We start from the raw sequence: 19,876 nt of genomic DNA, 5'->3' as shown, positions 1-19,876 counted from the left end.
CGACCGAACGACCGACTTCCGTCCACCAATTCCAGCAGCCACATGACACGCGACTCGCGATACTCCACGACCCGACGAACCGCGCTGAAGACGACGCTCGGAGCTGCGACCCTGTCCCTGACCGTCGCCGGCTGCCTCTCGAACGACCCCGACGCGGCCGACTTTCGGATCGGGGCCCCGTGGAAACCGACTCGAGATCCCCTCGACGGGGGCACCCTGCTCCGCCGACTGGGGATCACCGAGGCGCTCGTCAGCGTCGACCATGATGCGACGCCGGCGCCTGGCCTCGCGACCGACTGGGAACGGGTCGACGAGCGCCGGTGGCGGTTCGACCTCCGCGAGGGCGTGACGTTCCACGACGGGACGTCGCTCGACGCGTCGGCGACCGTCGCGTCGCTTCGCCGAACCGCCGACGCGACGGCGTTCACCGACGTTCCGATCGACGCGATCGAGGCCGAAGACGAGACCGCCGTCGTTGTCGAGACCGAAACGCCGTTCGCCCCGCTGCCGGCCCACCTCTCGCGCGACGAGGCCGTCATTCTCAGCCCGGACGCGATCGGCGACGACGGGTCGATCGAAGACCCGGTCGGTACCGGCCCGTTCGCCCTCGAGTCGTTTCGCTCCGGCGCCGAGATCCGATCCGTTCGACACGACGAGTACCACGGTCGGGAGCCGTCTCTCGAGTCCGTCCGCTACGAGGTCGTCGAGGACGACCAGACGCGCCGGATGAAACTCGAGAGCGGCGAACTCGAGATGGCCCGCATCCTCCCTCAGGAGACGGTCGATCCGCTCGAATCCGACGGCGATATCGACATCCACGTCTACGAGGTGCCCCGAATCAGGTTCCTCACGTTCGACACGACGTCGGCGCCGTTCGACGACCGGCGCGTTCGACGGGCGGTCCACCGCGCGATCGACCGGGAGGCGATCGCCGAGTCGATTCTCGAGGGGCTCGACGAGCCCGCGGTCGGCCCGTTTTCGTCGGCGATCACCGACTGGGCGAATCCGGACCTCGACGCCGACGCGCACGCGGCCGACCCCGAGCGCGCTCGCTCCCTGCTGTCGGACGCCGGGTGGACGACCGGCTCAAGCGATGTCCGCACCCGCGACGGCGAGGAACTGGCGGTCGAGTTCCTCACCTATGACGCCAGGAGCCTCCCGCTGATCGCGGAGGCGATGCAGGACCACCTGGCCGCGGTCGGGATCGACGTCGACGTGACGACGGTGGAGTACAGTTCGATGGTCGACCGCGTCAGTCAGGGCTCGTTCGACGGCTACCTCACGTCGTGGGGGACGTTCTCGTACCCGGACCCGGATCGGCTCGCCCAGCTGTTTCACTCGACGGACGCAGCGCTCCACCACGGCTACGAGAACGACCGGGTGGACGACCTGCTCGAGGAGGGCCGGGAACTCACCGACCGGGAGGCGCGACGCGAGCGCTATCACGAGGTCCAGTCGATCGTCCTCGAGGACGCGCCGATCGCGGTCCTGACGAACTTCACGAACGTCGTCGCCACCGCGGCCGGCGTCGACGGATACGAGCCGCACCCGACGGAATCGCGGTACGGACTCGAGTCGATTACGGTGGGAGAGGAGTAGCTCGATCCCGACGCACACCGCCAGTGACGTCGGCGACGGTTACTCGGGAACGTCGACGCCCACGACGTACAGCTCCTGCTCCGGGTCCTCGCCCCAGAGCGTCGCGTCCATCAAGGGTTCGCGCTCGATCCGTTCGAGTCCGTGATCCGCGAGAAAATCGACCAGCTCACCGGGCGGCCGACCGCGGTACAGCGGCAGGTCGTCGTAGATCTCCCGGTACTCGTCCCACGGCTCCGGGAAGTCCCAGCGGCCCTCGAGGAGGATGATCCGACCGCCCGGTCGGACGACCCGTCGCCACTCCCGAATCGCCCTCGAGGGGTTCGGAAGCGTCCAGATGAGGTGTCGCGCCGTCACCACGTCGCAGGCGTCGTCGGGAACCGGGAGCGCCTCGGCGTCCCCGAGACCGAAGCCGATCGACAGCCTCGCCTCCCGAGCCTTCGATCGCGCTCGCTCGAGCATCTCGGGCGTGAGATCGATGCCCGAGACGTCGTGGCCCAACTCGGCCAGCAGCAGCGAGATCGTCCCCGTCCCGCAGCCGAGATCGAGCACGCGACGGGGCGGGTCGCCCGTCCACTGTCGGAGCACCGCCAGCCACGCCTCGCGCTGCTCGTCGTCGCGGACGCCGGAGATCCCGTCGTCGTCGTACGAGTCGGCGCGGCCGTTCCAGTACTCTCGGACGACATCTTTCACGTCCTCGTCGCCGTTCGACGAGCGCGTCACGACTGGGCGCTGCCCCCCGTTTCTCTACCCTCGTCTCCGTCCTCGGATCGAACCCGCTCGAGGAACGAGACGAGCGCGTCGACGGCCGTCTCGAATACTCGTTCTCCCTGTTCCGGACTGGCGTCCGTCGCGTCGCCGACCGCACCGTTCTCGCTGAACTCGTCGGTGAACTGGTGGACGACCCCGCCGTCGACCGTGTCCGCCCACGTCGCCGCGTCGCCGGCGACCGGGTCGCCGACGTCGTCGGGACACAGGTGGAGCAGTACGGCCGTCTCGAGTTCGCCCGCGTGACCGACGTGCTCGTCGACGGCACGCATCCACTCCCACAGGTACGCCTCGCACTCGATCGCGTCCTCCGCGGTCACCTCGCGGGCCAGATGGGAGAGCGTCTCGCCGTTGCCGCCGTGGCCGTTGACGAAGACGACCGTCTCGACGCTCGAGTCGGCGATCGACTCGACGACGTCGCGGACGTAGCGCCGGAACGTCTCCGCGGAGACGAAGCACGTCCCCGGAAAGTTGCCGTGGTAGGGTGCGATTCCGACCGGGATCGTCGGCCCGACGATCGACTCGGCGTCGCTCGCTCGGTCGGCCGCGTCGGCGATCGCTCGAGCGACGATCGTATCGGTTCCGACGGGGGCGTGCGGGCCGTGTTGTTCCGTGCTGCCGACGGGGAGCAGCGCGGTCGTCGGTGACGCCTCGTCCACGTCGGTCCAGGAACTCGTCTCGAGTCGCATGCTCGGTCGCTACTCGCGGTCGCGCATAAGAAATAGCGATCTCCGGACGGAGCCGGCGGGAGGACTCAAGCGATATCGGAAGCGGGGACCGGAGAGACCGGGCGTCGCTCGTTACTCGTTGACCAGCAGGAGTTTCCCGAGGAAATCGCCCGTCTCGGCGCGTCGGTGGGCCTCGGCGACCTCGTCGAACGAATAGCGGTCGTCGATATGGGGTTCGACGGCGCCGTCGTCGACGAGGTCGGCGATTTCCGCGAGTTCCTCGCCGATGCGTTCTTGCCGGTCGCCGAGCAACACCGGGAGAATGACCAGCACGACGCCGAGTTCCAGCGAATTCTCGTGCATGGGCGCGAGATCGACGTCCTGGGCCGCGCTCGACTCGGTCGTCACGACGGAACCGTAGGGTCGGACCGCCTCGAAGGCCGTCTCGAGGTGGTCGTCGCCGATCGGGTCGAAGACGACGTCGAAGCCGGTTCCGCCGGCGTGTTCCGCGACGTACTCCTCGACATCCGTCGCGGTGTAGTCGACCGTCGCGTCCGCGCCGAGCCGTTCGGCGAGCTCGCGCTTTTCCTCGCTCGAGCCGGTCGCCGTGACCGCGGTGTCGAAGTGGTCGGCGATCTGGACCCCGATGTGACCGACGCCGCCGCTGGCGCCGTAGACGATCACGTCGTCGCCGTCGTCGACGGTCGTCTTGTCGGCGAGCATCTCCCAGGCTGTCAGCGCGACGACCGGGAGGGCCGCGGCGTCGGCCAGCGGCAGCGACTCGGGCGCGCGGGCGAACGTTCCCGCGTGGCCGACGACGTAGTCGGCCAGCGCGCCCTGTCGGCCGGCGCCGCCGGGCATGCCGTAGACCTCGTCGCCCTCGTCGAAGGCGTCGACCTCGTCCCCGACGGCGTCGACGACGCCCGCGACGTCGCAGTGGAGCCGGGCCGGAAAGTCGGGCGCGAAGTCCGGAATCGCCCCTTGCCGGATCTTGTAGTCGACGGGGTTGACGCTGCTCGCGACGACCTCGACGCGGATCTCGTCCGGACCGGGCTCGGGGACGTCGACGGTCGTCCGCTCGAAGACGTCCGGGTCGCCGAACTCTTCGATTACGTAGGCGCTCATCTCCGAAGACATAGCGGTCGGTCGTTGGGTCGCGGGCCGGGAATATCCGACGCTTTCGGCGATCCGTTCGATCGCTCCTCGGTCGGCTCGAGGGCCGTCGTCACCGCCTCCCGGAACGGCTACGGGACCGGCGTCGGTCCCTCGAGGACGACCGCGACGGTCTCGGCGTCACCGTCTCGTCGGTCAGCGTCAGCGTGTGCTCGTAGTCGATCTCGAGGTGGACGACCAGATGCTCGAGGTCGTCACATTCACGGGCCGATCGGGGACCGATGTCCTGAGCGGTGGCGATTCGCACCGCGATCGGCCCCCGAACTTATGTCGGTACGTTGAGACACAGTCACGCGATGCCGTCTCCGTCCGTCTTCGATCACGTCTGGCTGACCGATACCGACCACTCGACGGGAATCTACCGCGTCGTGGGGACGAGCGACGAGACCGTGACCGCGCTCCGCGTTTCGGACGCCGACGGTCGACGACGACACACCGGCGAACTCGTCACGGTGAGTCGCGACGAGCTGGCGACGGCCGAGCCAGCGGAGAATCCGGACGGAAACCGATCGCTCAGCGTCGCCGTCGTCTCGCAGCTGAAGATGAGTTACTGGATGCTCCGGGCCTTCGTCGGCCAGCTGACCGCACATCCGCTTCCGACCATCGTCGCGGTGGCGCTCGTCACGTTCGGTTTCGCCGGTGGCCGGATCGCGTCGCTGCCGGAGATCGTACTGGATCTGTCGGTTATCGTCGGATGCCTCGTCCTCGCATACGTCGGAAGCGGCCGGCTGTAGCGACGGCGCCGCTTCGGCGATCCGTTACTCGCCCTCGAGTCCGACCCACTCGCCGCGCTCGTCGCTGTCCTCGATCGCGGCGAGGACGCGTTGGGCCTCGAGACCGGCGTCGAAACTCGGTTCGAACTCGCCGCCGCTCTCGACGGCGCTCAGGAATTCGTAGTTCTCGTGGACGAACGTGTGCTCCCAGCCCAGCACGTGGCCCGGCGGCCACCAGTGGTCGACGTAGGGATCGTCCGCGTCGGTCACCAGGATCGTCTCGTAGCCGCGGTTCTCGTCTCGGCGCAACACCTCGAGTTCGTTCAGGCGCTCCAGCGAGAACCGCAGGCTCCCCTCCGAGCCGTGGATCTCGATCGTGTGGTCGTTTTTATGGCCGGTCGCGAAGCGGGAGGCCTCGAGGGTGCCCATCGCGCCGTTTTCAAACTCGAGTTGCGCGGAGTAGGCGTCGTCGACGGTGACGGGCCGCGTCTCTCCATCTTCCCCTTCGACGGGCCGCTCGTCGACGAACGTCCGCAAGTGTCCGCTCACGCGCTCCATCTCTCCGGCGAGGTCGTCGTCGCCGACCAGGAATCGAAGCAGGTCGACCGTGTGCGCGCCCAGATCGCCGAGCGCACCCGAACCGGCCAGTTCCTCGTCGTTGCGCCACGACCACGGCGCCTCGGGGTCGACCAGCCAGTCCTGCAGGTAGCGCCCGCGGACGTGGCGGATCTCGCCGAGTTCGCCGTCCTCGAGCAACCGCTTCGCGTACCGGATCGCGGGGACGAACCGGTAGTTGAAGGCGCAGCCGGCGGGCACGTCGTCGCCGGCCTCGCGGGCCGCGTTCGCCATCTTCTCCGCGTCCTCGAGTGTCGGCGCGAGGGGTTTCTCGCAAAAGACCGGCGTGCCGGCCTCGAGCGCTGCGATCGAGGGGTCGGCGTGGACGTGGTTCGGTCCGAGGTTGTAGAAGGCGTCGACTTCGTCGACCACCGCGGCCCAGTCCGTCGATACCGAGTCGAACCCGAGTCGATCGGCCGCGTCCTCGAGCGCGTCCTCGTCTCGGCCGACGAGCACGCTGCGCTCGACGTCGGGCGCGTCCGGGAAGAACATCGGCAGCCGCGCCATCGCGTTCGCGTGTGCTTTACCCATGAACCGATAGCCGAGAACGCCGATCTCGAGGGACATGGACGCCCGTTCACCGAGCCGACAGTTAGTTGTTGTCGAAGCGGGCGCCGGAGTCGCGCCCCACCTGCCCCTGACGGCCGCAGCCGCGACGGTCACCGTTGCGGTGTGTCCCGTCGCGTCACCGTCGCCATTTTCGATGTTTGAGCCGCCGGTGGAGCGCCATCACATCCTCGAAGTCCTCGTCCCCGTCGCCGTCGATGTCGTAGCGGCCGGGCGTCGGCTCGGGATCGGTGATGGAGGCCGTCTTCCCGACGGTCAGCGTCGCCGTCGCACCGTCGTCCGCGTCGTCGCTCGCGTTCACGCCCCAGTCGGCGCCGACCGCGAGTTCGTACTCGCCGGCCTCGACGACCCGCGGCCCCCAGCCGGGGACGTCGCCGGGGACGACCTCGAGCGTCGAGAGGTCGAGGTCGACGGCGACGGTCTCGCGCTCGCCCGGCTCGAGGGCGATCCGTTCGAATCCCATCAGGCGGCGATGAGGCTGGAGCACGGAGCCGTAGGACTCGGTGTTGTAGATCTCGACGACGTGCTCGCCGGCCGTTTCGCCGGCGTTCTCGACGGTGACGTGGGCCGTCACGGTCGGCCTCGAGGCGGGGTTTTTAACCGAATCGGTCGCCAGCGACAGGTCGACGTACTCCCAGTCGGTGTAGGAGAGGCCGTGGCCGAACTCGAACTGGACCATCTGATCGCCCGCCCCGTCCGGGTGACGCGGCGGGTACTCGTCGTAGATCTGGGGAACGTGTCCGACATGGGACTCCCAGGTGAACGGGAGCTTCCCCGAGGGGTTGTAGTCGCCGAAGAGCGTATCGACGACCGCGACGCCGGTATCGCTGCCCGGCTGGCCGGCGAAGAGTACGGCATCTAAGTGCTGGAACGTCTCCGCCGTGCCGCGCGGGCTCCCGGCGAGGATGACGCCGATGATCGGAACGTCATCGCCCGTCTCGCTATCGACGAGTTCGACGAGCTCCCGCTGGGCCTCGAGGAACCGCATCTTGTCCCGGTCGCCGAAGCCCTCGTTGTGCGTCCCCTCGCCGAGGACGACGACGACGGCGTCGGAGCCCGGTGCGGCCTCGCTGATCGCCGCCGCCTGCTCGTCGGTGACGTCGAAGAAGCCGTTGTCGAAGTTCTCGTAGAGGCTCTCGTAGACCGCGGGCTCGTACTCCGTCGGTACGTGCGTGAGCCCGTCGCCGAGCCGGGCCGTCAGTTCGCCCTCGATCGTGTTCTGGCGCGGCCGCGGGCCGTCCTCGGTCAGGTTCCCGTCCTCGATGCCCTGCCAGCCGAGCGTCCAGCCGCCGTGTTGCATCAGGAACCGGTTCGGCGTCCCCTCGTGGACGCCGGGCCCGGTCAGCAGCAGGTCGTCGACGTCCTCGAGGGCGAGCGGGAGTGCGTCGTCCTCGTTTTGCAACAGGACCAGCGACTCCTTGGCGAGCTGTTCGGAGATATCGGCGGCGCCGCCGACGATGTCGCCGATCTCGTCTTCGGGCGCGAGCGGGTCCGCGAACAGCCCGAGATCGGCCTTGAGCTCGAGGATTCGGCGGACCGACTCGTCGATGCGCGCCTCGGAGAGATCCCCGCTCTCGACGAGATCGATCACGGTGTCGATGAACTCGGTCGGCGCCGTCTCGCCGCCGCACATGTGCATGTCGACGCCGGCTTCGATGCCCTGTCGGACCGCCTCTCGCCAGCCGTCGTCGGTGTCGGGGAGGTACTCGTGGTTCGAGAGCATCCGCTCGAAGTCGTCCCAGTCGGTCAGCACCACGCCGTCGAAGCCGAACCGGTCGCGCAGGACCGTCGTCAGCAGCCACGAGGAGGCGTGGGCCGGCTTCCCGTTGACCGCGCCGCTGTTGACCATCACCGTCTTCGCCTCCTCGAGCCCGCGCCGGTAGGGCTCGAACTGGCGGGTCCGCAGGTCCCGCATCGAGGTCCGAGCGTGGGTCCGGTCCGAACCGGTGTTCGGAGTGCCGTAGCCGGCGAAGTGTTTGACCGTCGCCGCGACCCGCTCGTTTCGCTGGAAGCCCCGGGCCCGGGCCCTCCCCATCTCGCCGAGCAGCATCGCGTCCTCGCTGTGGCCCTCGAAGTAGCGACCCCAGCGCATGTCTCGGAGGACGTCCAGCGTCGGCCCGAAGTTCCAGTGGCCGCCGATCGCCGCGACGGAGTCGCCGGTGTGGGTGGCCGCCGCCTCGACGAGGTCGACGTCGCGCGTCGCACCCATGTTGAGCCGCTGCGGGAAGCTCGTACAGCCGTCGAGCAGGCAGTTTCCGTGGAGCGCGTCACAGCCCCAGACGAACGGGATCGCCGGCTCGTTGACCTCGAGATTGTATTCCTGGAGGCCGTTGAGCCCCTCGACGAACTCCTCGCCGTCGAACGTCGGCCCCGTGGCGCCGCCGTTGAGGATCGATCCGACGTGGAGCTCGGAGAACAGTTTACCGAGCGTGCCCGCGTCGTCGTGGTCGTTGAACGCGGTGTCGGGACCGAACCCCTCGCCGAGGTTGTCGATCGCCACCTGGGCCATCTGGCCGACCTTCTGCTCTATGGTCATCCCGTCGATCAGGTCCTCGAGTCGCTTCGATCGCTTCTCGTCGCCGGCCGCCGTACTGGTCGCTCCGAGCCCGGCCGCGGCCGTCGCCGCACCGGTCGCCTTCATAAACGTTCGACGCGATTCGTCGACACCATCGTGATTGTTATCAGTTGACATCCCGTCCATTCATGTTATTCTATAACGTATAAATATTTTCTAGCTATCGTGGGATAGCAGGTGGCTATGCCGCACACGACTGCGTGTAGCGATTCGGTAGGCTCTCGTATGCGGTGAATTAATGCGATGGACTACGGTTCACACGCCGGTTTTCGACGGTACAGTTTCCCCCGCTCGGTCCGTACGCTCGCTGAGGGACCGATGAGAAACACAGTCCGATTCGACGACGCGGAGAGCATTCGGCTGTCGGACGTCATCGTGGAAACGCGATCGCCCGATGGAATCGAATTCACGGCGGAGGGCCATCTGAGCGTGACCGAGGCGCTGCTCGCCGAGTTCGAGGGCACGACGCTGAACCCGGTCCGCGTGACCGTGTCGGGCGACGAGACGGGGTCCGTCGCGATCGACCTGTCCGGGCCGGCGACGCTTCGACTCGAGACCGTCGACGTCGGCGTCGCGACGCCGGATCGGGAGGACCTCGCGGACGGGATCGACGCGCTTCGGTCGTCCGCGAACGACGGTTCCGACTCCGTCGATTCCCGGCCCGACGTGCTCTCGTTCACCGTCGAGGGTGAGATCCGGAACGTTCCCTCAGAGACGCTTTCGGCCATCTCCGAAGACGTCTCGGGCCTCGAGTCGCTGACGTTCGCCGTCAGCGAGTCGGCCCGGAGCGACGGCGGCGGTGGCGACGACGTGGTTCTCGAACTGTCCCTGCTCGGCTACGGGATCGTCGTCCGCCGCGACGGCTCGATCGTCGTCGGGAACGCCGGCTCGCTGGCCAGCATCGATCTCCCCTGAGAGTGGTCGTCAGCCGGTCTTTCCCGACGACCTCGGGCTATCGCTGGAATCCGACGTACCCGATGAAATCCGCGCTCGTCGACGAAAACGGGGCGCGGCGGGAATCGAACGGCTACTGGAAGCCGCCGCGGTGGACGATCTCCGAGAGCGGCTTCCGGTCGCTGGGTTGTTCGCGGTCCTGCAGTTCCTCGGAGAGCGTCTCGGGCGGGGCGTGCTCGCCGATCGCGACCATCGCCTCGACCGCGTACTCCTCGGGGACGTTCAGTTCTTCGGCCGCGCGCTCGTAGTCGAAGCCGGCCATTCCGTGGACGGCCAATCCCCGGCGCGCGCCCTCGAGCGCGAGGTTCTCCCAGGCCGCGCCGGTGTCGAAGGAGTGGACCGGCGCCGGTTCGCCGTTGTGGTCGAACGTCGTCTTCGAGACGATGACCGCGAGCACGGCGGCGTCACTCGCCCACGTCCGGTTGTTCTCGGAGAGGAGATCGAGGAAGGCGTCCCATTCCTCGTCCTCGCGGTCAGCGACGAGGAACCGCCAGTGCTGGTTGTTGAACGCGGAGGGCGCCCAGCGGGCAGCTTCGAACAAGGGAAGGTATTCCTCTTCGTCGAGCGGGTCGCCGGTCATCGCGCGCGGCGACCAGCGGTTGACGAACAGCGGGTCGATATCGTATTCGGGGTCGCGGTGTTCGGCGACGTCGTCGCGCAGTTCGTGCCGGCTCTCGAGCGTATCTTGCATCAGCAGTTTATTCTACGCCACACCATGTATATATTATCGGACATGAGGGTCACCAGGTAACACTCATGTCGTGTTCGTGTCTATTGTTTCAACAGTCATGTTGTGAGAAATTTGCGTGCGAACGACTCCCACGAGGCGCAGTCGTGTCCGACTCTAAAAAACGGAGCGCAGCGAAGAAAATCGCGGGTACAATCGTCGGCAGGAAACGAACCGCCGGCGACTCACCCGGAATCAGCGTCAGTCGTCGGCCGGCGTCGGCGCGCCGCGCTCGATGTCGATATTGCCTTCGTCTAAGTCCGCCTCGACGTTGCGGGCGGCCTTCACCATGTTCTCCATCTTGCCGTAGGCGACCTCGCGGGGCAGCAGCTTCACGCCGCAGTCCGGCGAGACGACGAGTTGCTCCGGCGGGACGACCTCGAGGCCCTTCTTGATGTTCTCCTCGATCTGTTCGACCGATTCGACCTCGGCGACGTGGACGTCGGTGACGCCGAGCGCGAGGTCGGCGGTGAACTCGGGATCCTTGAAGACGTCCAGCTGTTCGTAGTCGCCGTTGGCGAGCTCGAGGTCGAACTCGTCGACGGGGAACTCGAGGATCTCGGGGTAGATGCGGGAGTAGTCGCCGTAACAGACGTGCAGTCCGATGCGGACGTCGTCGTCGATGTCGGCGACGATGTGCTCTAAGGCCTCGCCGACGATCGCGTGGTCGTCCGGCGTGGTCGCGAGCGCGGGCTCGTCGATCTGGATGTAGCGGGCGCCGGCGTCGACGAGCTTCTCGATCTCCTCGTTGACGAGGTCCGCGAGAGCGTAGGCGAGTTCCGCGTCGTCCTCGTAGGCCTCGTTGAACGCCCAGCTCGCGAGCGTGTACGGACCCGTGATCGGGACCTTGACCGGGCGATCGGTGGCGCTGGCGGTGAATTTGTACTCGTCGACGAGCCAGCTCTCGTCGTACTCGACCTCGCTGACGACGCTCGGCTTGTCGAAGTAGTTGTGGCCCCAGACCTTGACGGGACCGTTGAACTCGTAGCCCTCGATGCGGTGGGCGAAGAACTCGACCATCTCGTTGCGCCGCATCTCGCCGTCGACGACGACGTCCAGTCCCGCGCGTTCGTGTTCGTTCGTGATGAGGCGGGCGGCGTCGTCCTTGGCCTCCTGGTAGTCGTCCTCGTCGAAGCCGTGATTCTCGTCCTGGTAGAGCTCCTTCGCGCGGTTGAGCCACTTGGGCTTCGGGTAGGAGCCGACGACGGTCGTCAGCAGGAAGTTGTCGTTCGCGTGGTTCTCGGGTCGGAACTGATCCTTGTTCTCGTTTGCGCTCATGCGGCGGTCACCTCCGCGAGATCCGCGGCCTCGGCAAGGACGGCGAGTTTCTCCTGGTACTTGCTGTAGGGCAGGTAGAACGTCTCCGTGTTCGTCGTCAGGTACACCGTCTCGAACTCGGTGACGCCGAGTTGGCCCTCGACCCACTCGGTCCGGTCGCGGATCGCTTCGGGGTCCTCGACGAGCGTGTTCTGGCCGTCGGCGAGACCGAGCGCGACGTCGTCCGTGGCGCCGTACTCCTGAATGTTGTAAAGGTTGTCGTCCTGGTTCGCCACGAAGTCGAAGCCGACCGCGTCGATGTCGGCGTCGAGCAGGTGCGCGTAGACCTTCTCCTCGAGTGCGCCCCAGTAGGGCTGGACGACGACGTCGGCGTCGGTCGCGCTCGCGACCTGATCGATCGCCTCGCTCGCGCGTTCGTCCTGCCCGTCCTCGGGGGCCGACTCGACCAGCGACGGCTCGAGCAGGAACAGCGTCTCGATCTCGGGGAAGGCGTCGACCTCGCCCTCGAGGAAGTCGGCGATAGCGCCGAGGAACTCGGCCTCGTCACCATGGTACTCGTCGGTGGCGAGATCGGAAAGCGAGTACGGACCGGGGAGGACGGCCTGCAGGTCACCGTCGGTCAGTTCCGCAGTCGCCTCGAGTTCGTTCGCGACGTCGCCGGAAAAGCCGAGGTCGTCCTGAACGACCGGCTCTCGGTAGAAGTTGTTGTTGTCGTAGTAGCGGACGATCCCGCGGGTCTCGACGGCGTCGTGGACGGCCAGCGGGTGGGCGAGCATGTCGTCCCAGCGCAGTTGGCCCTCGACGATGCGGTCGAGGCCGGCCTCCTCCTGGACGCCGATCACTTCCTCGCGGGCCTCGTCGTAGGCCGCGGTGATCTCCTCGCCCTCGTCGCCGCTGATGAGGTCGTGTTTCTGGTGTCCCTTCAGGTCAGAGAGGTCGTCTTTCGCCCAGTCCGGGAGCGGATAGAGCCCCGGCGTGGTCGAAACGTACTCAGTCATCGTGGAAACGGCTAGGCTATACCGACGCTTAATATTTTCCATCCTTGCTAATACACTGGAGTAATTCTTGCAGGTTTCAACCGCGATCCTCGATTCTTCCCGCAAATCGTGCGAATAGTCCGCACAGAGATTCTCCGGACATCGCAGCCGAGAATTGATCGCTTCCGAGACGCGACCGACTCGAGCCCTCAGCGGAACAACTCGAGCACCGTCAGCGTCTCGAAGGGGAACGACTCGTCGGCCACGGCGGCGGCGCTGAAGCCGTGCTCGCCGGCTTCCTCGACCACCTCGTCGACCCCCGTGAGGCTGCTAACCAGCAGATAGACGCTGCCGCTCGGTTTGAGGACGCGGCCGACGTCCGCGAGGAAGGGATCGATGACCGCGCGACCGTCCTCGCCGCCCGAGAGGGCCCGTTCCATCCAGTCGTCCCACTCGTTGTCGGGATCGGTCGGCAGGTACGGCGGATTGAAGGCGACCGCGTCGAGGGCGCCGTCCGCGAACGGCGCCACGAGGTCGGCCCGGACCGCCTCGAGGTCTGCCTCGCGGGCCTGGCGAACCGCGTGGGGGTTCAGATCCGCGGCGATCACGCGCGCGGGCGTTTCGTCGTCGATTCGGCCCGCGACGTAGCCCGAGCCGGTGCCGACCTCGAGGACAAGTGAGCCCTCGTCGGCGTCGGCGAGGTCGTCGCAGGCCGCGTCCGCGAGGAGGTGCGAGTCCTCTGCGGGCTGGTAGACGTCCGTTTCCACGTCGCGTCGGTCCTCGAGTCCCATTCAATCGTCCTCCGTGTGCGTCATCCGGTTCGTCTCCCGCTTCGTGCTCTCGCCGTCGCGTCCGTCCGTTTCATCACCGCTGCCCGCCTGTCCGGCGTCGCTCGCTCGAGGCTCGCCGTCGTTGATCCGGAACCCGTTCGTTTCGGCCCGGCCGGACAGTTCGCGCTGCGGGTACGGGATCTTGATCGCCTCGTCCTCGAAGGCCGTCTTGATCGCGTTGACCGCGTCCGTGCGGGCCTGCCAGCGGCGTCTGGCGGAGGGGTTGTCGATCCAGAACCGCACGCCGAGGACGACCGCCGAATCGCCAAAGGACTTGCTGACGACCTGGGGCGACGGCGCCGTCAGCGATCGGTCGAGGTTCTCGACCGTCGTCCTGGCGATCTCCGCGGCCCGCTCGACGTCGCTCGCGTAGTCGACGCCGACGTCGATCTCGATGCGCAGCCGACCGCGTCTCGAGCGGTTCGTGACCGCGCTCGAGGAGATGACGTCGTTGGGGATCATGATGTACTCGCCGTCGAACGACTGGATGCGGGTGTTGACGATCGAGATGTCGGTGACGATCCCCTCGTGGTCCTCGACCTCGATCCAGTCGCCGATCTCGAAGGGCCGGTCGAACATCAGGACGAAGCCCGCGAGGACGGTGCCAAGCGTCTGGCGGGCGGCCATACCGACGACGATACCGAGGAACCCGGCCCCGACCAGCAGGCCGCCGAGGTCGTCGACCCAGACGCCGAGGATGACGACCAGCGACACCGACCAGATGATCACCTGCGAGATCCGGTGGGTGACCTCGCGCTGGTGGTCCGTGACCGCCGACGCCGAACTCAGCACCTCCGTGATAACTCGCTTGACGAATCGCGTGACGATCAGCGTCCCGATTACGAGAATGAACGTGACCGCCGCTCGGACGAAGACCGTCTCGTCGAGCCCCAACCCTTCCGAGTAGAGCGTATAGGCGTCGCCCGTGAGGTTCCACACCTCGAGGACGACGCTGAGGGTGATCACGCAGGTCGCGATGAGGAGGGCCGTCGACGCGATGTCGCCGTACAGCGGCTTGGTCCGCTCGCTGAGCCAGTCTTGGAGCCGCCGATAGGACAGCAACACGGCCAGCAGCGCGGCGATCACCGCGACCGTCGCCGCGATCTGGAACTCGGTCCCGAACGCGTCCGACAGCCGACCGAGAGCGGTCAGTGGCACGGACTCGAGAGCGGTCAGTGGCACGGACATGGGATCACGCGTCTCTCGAGCGACTGGTTCGCGCAGGCTTGAGTATCCGTCGGTCGAACCCGATCGGAACCGGGTCGAGTCGGGCCTCCGCGGCGCTCACTGCGCTCGAGCCTCGTTCGGCTCGCCGACTTCGGCCGCGAGTTCGGCCAGCGCCGCGAACTCCGCGGGCGCCATCGCGTCGGCCCGCTTCCGGAGGAGCTCCTCGTCGGCTGCCTCGACGACCGCCTCGGGAGCCTCGAGGCCGGTGATGTGTGCCGTGTTGCGGATTGCGTTCCGAATCGTCTTCCGCCGCTGGGTGAACAGCGCCTTCACGAACCGCAGGAAGAATTCCTCGTCGCCGACCTCGTAGTCGGGATCGCGGGGCTCGAGTCTGACGACCGCGCTCTCGACGGCCGGCGGGGGCGAGAACGCCTCCTTGGGGATCGTCTCGACGATCTCGGGCGCCGCGTAGTGCTGGGTCGACACCGAGAGCCGGCCGTACTCCGAGGTACCGGGCTCGGCGACCATTCGCTCAGCGAACTCCCGCTGGAACATGAGGACGAGGGGTCGCCCTTCGGGGAGGAGGCGGAAGGTAATCTCGCTCGAGACGCCGTAGGGCAGGTTCGAGAGCGAGGCCGTGAACTCGGGCAGGTCGACCTCGAGGGCGTCGCCCTCGATCACCGTCAGGTTGCCGGCCGCGATCTCGTCGGCGAACTCCTCTCGCAGGAACTCGGCGAGTTCCCGGTCGCGCTCGACGACGGTCACCTTGCCCTCGTCACCCATCGCCAGCAGTCGGTCCGTCAGCGCGCCCGTCCCACCGCCGATCTCGAGGACGTGGTCGGTGTCGGCGTCGATCTCTTGCAGGTAGGTCGGCAGTCGGTCCAGCACCCGGTCGTCGACCAGAAAGTGCTGGTCCCGGTCCGGATCGCCGCGGACGCCCGCCCGCGCGGTCAGTCCGTCTGGGTCTCTCATTGACTGTGGTTGCGCGGGGACGGGTGTAAACGCACCGTCTCGCGGTTTCGGTACGACCCTCGAGCGGTTCCGGCTCGAACCGACCCCATCGCGGGTATCTCGAGGGGCGCCGTTCGACGACGGCGGCGAGTCAGTGGTTTTGCTGAAAGTCGATATAGCGGTCGCCGCTGTCCGGATCGGTACGGAGTTCGATGAAGAGCCTATCGGTACGGTCGTCGTCCGCCAGCGCTGGATAGAAGTGGTACGTATCGCTCACCGCCGGCGCCGTCGAAACGGTGACGTCGACGACGTACGTGTCGCTCTCGAGCGCGCCGTCGTCCGTCCGTTCCGCCGCGACGGCGTCCTCGGGCGGCGGCGAGAGTTCGTACTGCTCTCGCAAGACGACCGCGTCGGTGTACTCCTCGGCGTCCGCGCGAAACACCTCGACGTTGATCTCGTGTCGCTCCGAGTCGAAGTTCAGCAGCGTCAGCGACAGCTGGGGCGTCTCCGAACCGAAGTCGAGACAGCCCGAAAGCGCCGCGAGACCGCCGCCTCCGCCGAGTGCAAGACACGTTCGTCGGGATACTGCCATTGAATCGACGTCAACACGTTAGTAATATAAACTCTCTTATCGAGACTCTCCGTCTGATCGATTGCATCGGTCGCTCGAGCGCCAAAAGCTACGGAGAAGTGACTGTCGGCTGCGACGGATCCCGGTCGTCGTCAGGAACTCCTCGTCGGTCGCGCCGGAGTGGCCCTCACTGGTTCTGTTCCTGTTCGCGCCGGCCGACGAACGTCTGGTACTTCAGGTCGTCGTCGCGCAGTTCCTCCAGAATGCGCTCGACGAGGATCTCGTCGGGGTCGTGGAGCCCGGAGACGCGTTCGGAGAGCTCCTCGAAGCTCTCGAAGGGCTTTCGCTTGCGTTCGTCGAGGATGCTGTTGCGGAGCTTCTTCCCGATCCCCGGCAGGAGGTTCAGCTGGTGGAGCCGCAGCGTGATCGGCTGGGCGTCGTTGTAGAAGTCGACGAACCGCTCCTCCTCGTCCTCGACGAGGTCCGCGACGACGTACTCGAGTTCCGACTGGGCGCCCGAGGAGAGGTCCTCGTACTCGACCCGCCGGGCTTCGGTGACGACGTCGCGTTCGCCGGCGGGCTCGATGACGACATCGCTGCCGATCGTGAGTCGCTCGTCCTCGTCGAACGCGACCTGATAGAGCTCGAAGTTATCGGTCTCGAGGGCGTAGCCGGCCGGCGATTTCTCGTACTGCGGACGGCTGTCGTCCGAGAGCCCGTGCGCGAGATAGTCCAATACGACTGCGCGACGGACGTCCGCCTCGCCGCTATCGGATTCGGTCATTGTGATAACCATACGGCGACGGCGTACTTAAAGAGTCGGCCCGCGGTCAGGCGTACTGGGCGACGACGTTGAGGATCTCGTCGAGTTCGTCGCCCGACAGCGAGTACCGTTGCTGTGCGTACACCGAGCGGAGCTCGTCGCGGTTACGCGGCAGGAGGTTGGCGATCTTGTACGCCGTCGGTTCGTCGACCTTCTCTACCTCCTGGAGCTGGTCGACGAGGTCCTGTGCCTCCTCGGGCTCTAAGACGGTGAATCGGTTGACGTGCTCGACTGCGCGTGCGAGCTCGTACGGCAGCTCCCGATCCTCGTCTAGCGCCCGTTCGGCTTCGATGTCGGCGAGCAGCTCCTTCGTTTCCGAGACCGTGAGGAACTCCTCGTCGACGATCTCCTTGAAGATCGTCATGCTCGCTCAGATCCGGGACTTCTCTTGGTTCTGGGCGCGCATGTGCGCGGCGGTGACGATCAGCGTCTTCTCCTTGCCGCGGTCGCTGATCTGGACCTTGAAGGCGTCGCCCTGTTTGCCGACGACTTCGCCGGTCTGTCCGTCGAAGCGCGGGTGGAAGCGGCCGTTGGGGACGCTCGGGTCGATCTTGAGGTGGACCTTCTCGCCCTCCTCGTACTCCTGAATCGCGCGCTGTGGCGACGAGGTGCCGCGGTTTCGAGGTTCGTTCGAGAGTTTTCTACGGGATCCCTGACGAGGGCCATTAGAGTTCGGCATAGTCGTACGACGGTGTTGTCCGGTCGGCGTTATAAAACGCACGTATTCGTACGGCCGCGGCGGTGACGAGCCGATCGGCCCGCCGTCTGGCGGTAGTGACGGCAAAACCGGCCGGTGCAGCGAGCTGATCACTGGAGGGCGCGCGGTCGGTCGGCCGGTTCTCGCTCACTGGGAGCGTAGCGGGTGTTTATTGAAGGGACCCTGTGGTATCCACACGCATTGATGCGTCAGTACGAACTTCGGCTCTCGCCGCAGGGTGGCTGGTTTCATCCGTTCGAAAAGCGGATCGATCGCCGCGAAGGGGTCGATCGCGTGGCGATCCACCGGATCCGTCTCCGCCCCGACGGGCTCGGGGTGATGGTCTACGAACTCGCGGGAGAGTTCGAACGCGTCGAGGCGCTCGTCGACGAGGAGCTCGGCTCGCTCGGCTACTGGATCGAGGAGTTCGGCGACCGAATTTTCGTCTGTTCGCGGTTCGTTCCCAACGACACCGTCAGCGAACTCCTGCGGGTGACGCGGGACTTTCAGGTGTTCCTCGACCCGCCGCTGACGTACGTCCGCGGTGGCGACCTCAAGGTGTCGCTGTTCGCGACCGAGGAGTCGTTCCAGCGGGCACGGTCGGTCGTGCCCGACACCGTCGATCTCACCCTCGAGACGAAACAACCGTTCGAACCCGAGGAGAACGTCTTCCTCGCGTCGCTCACGCCGAAACAGCGCCGACTGTTCGAGACGGCGATCGAACTCGGCTACTACGGCTCGCCTCGAGAGACGACCTACGAGGAGATCGGTCGCGAGGTCGGTATCGCGGGCGGGACGGTCGGCGAACACCTCCGGAAGATCGAGGCGAAGCTCGTCGATCACGTCGTCTCGGCCTCGGTCACGGAGTCGCCGAAGCGCCGACAGCTCCAGTAAGGCGGGTCCCGGCCACTCAGGGTCCCGCCGGGAATTGCGCCGCCCCGCAGGAGCAAGAGTCTCCCCGCTCGAGTCCGTTGGGCCGGTATGGACGACTCCGACAGCGATGGAGACGGCGCCGACGGCCGCGGCGAGCAGGAGCCACGTCGAATCGAGACCCGCTCGATCCACGCCGGACAGGAGCCCGATCCCGAAACGGGCGCGCTGATGACGCCGATTCACGCGAACTCCACGTACAAACAGGACGCGCCGGGCGACCACCGCGGGTACGAGTACTCCCGGACCGGGAATCCGACCCGCACGGATCTCGAGGAAAACCTCGCGAGCCTCGAGAACGCCGCCCACGGCCGCGCGTTCGCCAGCGGGATGGCCTCGATCAACACCGTGCTCAACCTCCTCGAGGCCGGTGATCACGTCGTCACCGGCAACGACGTCTACGGCGGCACCCACCGCATCTTCACGCAGGTCTACGAGGAGTACGACCTCGAGTTCTCGTTCGTCGATATGACCGACCTCGGTGAGATCGAGGCCGCGTTCCGCGAGGAGACGGAACTGCTCTGGCTCGAGACGCCGACCAATCCGCTCATGTCGATCGTCGACATCGCGGGCGCGGCCGAGATCGCTCACGACAACGACGCGCTCTGTGCGATCGACAACACCTTCGCGACGCCGTACCTCCAGCGGCCGCTCGATCTGGGTGCAGATATCGTCTCGCACTCCCTGACGAAGTATCTGGGCGGCCACTCGGACGTCGTCGGCGGCGCGCTGCTGACCAACGACGCCGACCTCGACGAGCGACTGGGCTTCTACCAGAACTCCGTCGGTGCGACGCCGGGTCCCTTCGAGTGCTTCCTCGTCCTCCGGGGCACCAAGACCCTGCCCGTCCGCATGGACCGCCACTGCGAGAACGCCCGCGCCATCGCCGAGTGGCTCGACGACCACCCCGACGTCGACCGCGTCTACTACCCCGGCCTCGAGTCCCATCCGGGCCACGAGATCGCCGCCGAGCAGATGGACGACTTCGGCGGGATGCTGAGCTTCGAACTCGACGCGAGCATGGAGGAGGCAAGCGAGGTCGTCTCGAACACCGACGTCTTCACCCTCGCGGAAAGCCTCGGCGGCGTCGAGAGCCTGATCGAACAGCCAGCGCCGATGACCCACGCCGCCATTCCCCGCGAGGAGCGCGTCGAAGCGGGGCTCACGGACGGCCTCGTTCGCGTGAGCGTCGGCATCGAACACGTCGACGATCTGATCGGCGACCTCGAGAGCGCGATCGAGATGGCCCTCGAGTAGCCGCCCAGCACCGATGGGTCGCGCTTCCGGGCACCGTAC

Annotated in this window: 21 protein-coding genes; 5 read left to right on the top strand and 16 right to left on the bottom strand. The window is 66.8% G+C overall.

The features are described from left to right. Window positions 1–42: 42 nt before the first annotated feature. Window positions 43–1,599 carry an ABC transporter substrate-binding protein gene (locus HTUR_RS11865; protein ID WP_012943566.1) on the top strand — a complete coding sequence of 519 codons (1,557 nt, stop codon included), beginning with the start codon at window positions 43–45 and terminating at the stop codon, window positions 1,597–1,599. A 39-nt stretch (window positions 1,600–1,638) separates the two neighbouring features. Here the strand turns inward: HTUR_RS11865 and HTUR_RS11860 are convergent, their stop codons facing one another. The 4 genes from HTUR_RS11860 to HTUR_RS11845 all read right to left on the bottom strand — a co-directional run bounded on the left by HTUR_RS11860 (window position 1,639) and on the right by HTUR_RS11845 (window position 4,452). Further along, window positions 1,639–2,319 carry a class I SAM-dependent methyltransferase gene (locus tag HTUR_RS11860; protein ID WP_012943565.1) on the bottom strand — a complete coding sequence of 227 codons (681 nt, stop codon included), beginning with the start codon at window positions 2,317–2,319 and terminating at the stop codon, window positions 1,639–1,641. Further along, window positions 2,316–3,053 carry a creatininase family protein gene (locus HTUR_RS11855; protein ID WP_012943564.1) on the bottom strand — a complete coding sequence of 246 codons (738 nt, stop codon included), beginning with the start codon at window positions 3,051–3,053 and terminating at the stop codon, window positions 2,316–2,318. The genes HTUR_RS11860 and HTUR_RS11855 overlap by 4 nt, the downstream gene beginning before the upstream one ends. Window positions 3,054–3,164: 111 nt before the next feature. After that, complete coding sequence (locus tag HTUR_RS11850; RefSeq protein ID WP_012943563.1) at window positions 3,165–4,169, bottom strand: zinc-binding dehydrogenase; 1,005 nt, start codon at window positions 4,167–4,169, stop codon at window positions 3,165–3,167. An 88-nt stretch (window positions 4,170–4,257) separates the two neighbouring features. Continuing rightward, a complete protein-coding gene (locus HTUR_RS11845) occupies window positions 4,258–4,452 on the bottom strand; it encodes a hypothetical protein (protein WP_049941716.1) in 195 nt (64 codons plus the stop codon). A 49-nt stretch (window positions 4,453–4,501) separates the two neighbouring features. On the opposite strand from HTUR_RS11845, the gene HTUR_RS11840 reads away from it, so the two are divergent. Beyond that, window positions 4,502–4,939: a hypothetical protein gene (locus HTUR_RS11840; RefSeq protein ID WP_012943562.1), complete on the top strand. Its 438-nt coding sequence runs from the start codon at window positions 4,502–4,504 to the stop codon at window positions 4,937–4,939. Window positions 4,940–4,963: 24 nt separating this feature from the next. On the opposite strand, the gene HTUR_RS11835 is transcribed toward HTUR_RS11840, so the two are convergent. Both HTUR_RS11835 and HTUR_RS11830 read right to left on the bottom strand, forming a co-directional pair. Continuing rightward, window positions 4,964–6,100 (bottom strand): Gfo/Idh/MocA family protein, encoded by a 1,137-nt coding sequence (locus tag HTUR_RS11835; RefSeq protein WP_012943561.1) that lies wholly within the window; start codon window positions 6,098–6,100, stop codon window positions 4,964–4,966. Window positions 6,101–6,218: 118 nt separating this feature from the next. Next, entirely contained in the window at window positions 6,219–8,801 is a 2,583-nt protein-coding gene (locus HTUR_RS11830) for a glycoside hydrolase family 3 protein (protein ID WP_012943560.1), read from the bottom strand. Window positions 8,802–8,993: 192 nt separating this feature from the next. On the opposite strand from HTUR_RS11830, the gene HTUR_RS11825 reads away from it, so the two are divergent. Next, a complete protein-coding gene (locus HTUR_RS11825; RefSeq protein ID WP_049941890.1) occupies window positions 8,994–9,590 on the top strand; it encodes a hypothetical protein in 597 nt (198 codons plus the stop codon). Between the two features lie 112 nt (window positions 9,591–9,702). On the opposite strand, the gene HTUR_RS11820 is transcribed toward HTUR_RS11825, so the two are convergent. The 10 genes from HTUR_RS11820 to HTUR_RS11775 form a co-directional block, all read right to left on the bottom strand. After that, the gene (locus tag HTUR_RS11820; protein ID WP_012943558.1) at window positions 9,703–10,320 is read right to left on the bottom strand and encodes a nitroreductase family protein; all 618 of its coding nucleotides are present in this window, start codon (window positions 10,318–10,320) and stop codon (window positions 9,703–9,705) included. 237 nt (window positions 10,321–10,557) lie between these two features. Then, entirely contained in the window at window positions 10,558–11,634 is a 1,077-nt protein-coding gene (locus tag HTUR_RS11815) for a methionine synthase (protein WP_012943557.1), read from the bottom strand. Next, window positions 11,631–12,632 carry a 5-methyltetrahydropteroyltriglutamate--homocysteine methyltransferase gene (locus HTUR_RS11810; RefSeq protein WP_049941715.1) on the bottom strand — a complete coding sequence of 334 codons (1,002 nt, stop codon included), beginning with the start codon at window positions 12,630–12,632 and terminating at the stop codon, window positions 11,631–11,633. Before HTUR_RS11810 ends, HTUR_RS11815 begins: the two co-directional genes overlap by 4 nt. A gap of 188 nt (window positions 12,633–12,820) precedes the next feature. Beyond that, entirely contained in the window at window positions 12,821–13,402 is a 582-nt protein-coding gene (locus HTUR_RS11805; protein ID WP_012943555.1) for a HemK2/MTQ2 family protein methyltransferase, read from the bottom strand. Then, complete coding sequence (locus HTUR_RS11800) at window positions 13,403–14,629, bottom strand: mechanosensitive ion channel family protein (RefSeq protein ID WP_012943554.1); 1,227 nt, start codon at window positions 14,627–14,629, stop codon at window positions 13,403–13,405. Window positions 14,630–14,725: 96 nt separating this feature from the next. Then, on the bottom strand, window positions 14,726–15,580 hold the full coding sequence (locus HTUR_RS11795) for a 16S ribosomal RNA methyltransferase A (RefSeq protein ID WP_012943553.1): 855 nt from the start codon (window positions 15,578–15,580) through the stop codon (window positions 14,726–14,728). Between the two features lie 130 nt (window positions 15,581–15,710). Further along, window positions 15,711–16,151: a hypothetical protein gene (locus HTUR_RS11790; RefSeq protein ID WP_012943552.1), complete on the bottom strand. Its 441-nt coding sequence runs from the start codon at window positions 16,149–16,151 to the stop codon at window positions 15,711–15,713. Between the two features lie 166 nt (window positions 16,152–16,317). After that, window positions 16,318–16,914: a DUF655 domain-containing protein gene (locus HTUR_RS11785; RefSeq protein ID WP_049941714.1), complete on the bottom strand. Its 597-nt coding sequence runs from the start codon at window positions 16,912–16,914 to the stop codon at window positions 16,318–16,320. Between the two features lie 46 nt (window positions 16,915–16,960). Then, window positions 16,961–17,317, bottom strand: coding sequence for an RNA polymerase Rpb4 family protein (locus HTUR_RS11780; protein ID WP_012943550.1), 357 nt, complete (start codon window positions 17,315–17,317; stop codon window positions 16,961–16,963). Window positions 17,318–17,323: 6 nt separating this feature from the next. Next, window positions 17,324–17,632, bottom strand: a complete 309-nt coding sequence (locus HTUR_RS11775; protein ID WP_012943549.1) for a 50S ribosomal protein L21e — start codon at window positions 17,630–17,632, stop codon at window positions 17,324–17,326. A 222-nt stretch (window positions 17,633–17,854) separates the two neighbouring features. On the opposite strand from HTUR_RS11775, the gene HTUR_RS11770 reads away from it, so the two are divergent. Together HTUR_RS11770 and HTUR_RS11765 are read left to right on the top strand one after the other, a co-directional pair. Further along, the gene (locus HTUR_RS11770; protein ID WP_012943548.1) at window positions 17,855–18,544 is read left to right on the top strand and encodes a helix-turn-helix domain-containing protein; all 690 of its coding nucleotides are present in this window, start codon (window positions 17,855–17,857) and stop codon (window positions 18,542–18,544) included. A gap of 87 nt (window positions 18,545–18,631) precedes the next feature. Further along, the gene (locus HTUR_RS11765) at window positions 18,632–19,837 is read left to right on the top strand and encodes a cystathionine gamma-synthase (RefSeq protein WP_012943547.1); all 1,206 of its coding nucleotides are present in this window, start codon (window positions 18,632–18,634) and stop codon (window positions 19,835–19,837) included. Window positions 19,838–19,876 lie beyond the last annotated feature (39 nt).

The sequence above is a fragment of the Haloterrigena turkmenica DSM 5511 genome (assembly GCF_000025325.1).
Lineage (GTDB): Archaea > Halobacteriota > Halobacteria > Halobacteriales > Natrialbaceae > Haloterrigena > Haloterrigena turkmenica.
This window is presented reverse-complemented; position numbering and strand designations above follow the sequence as displayed.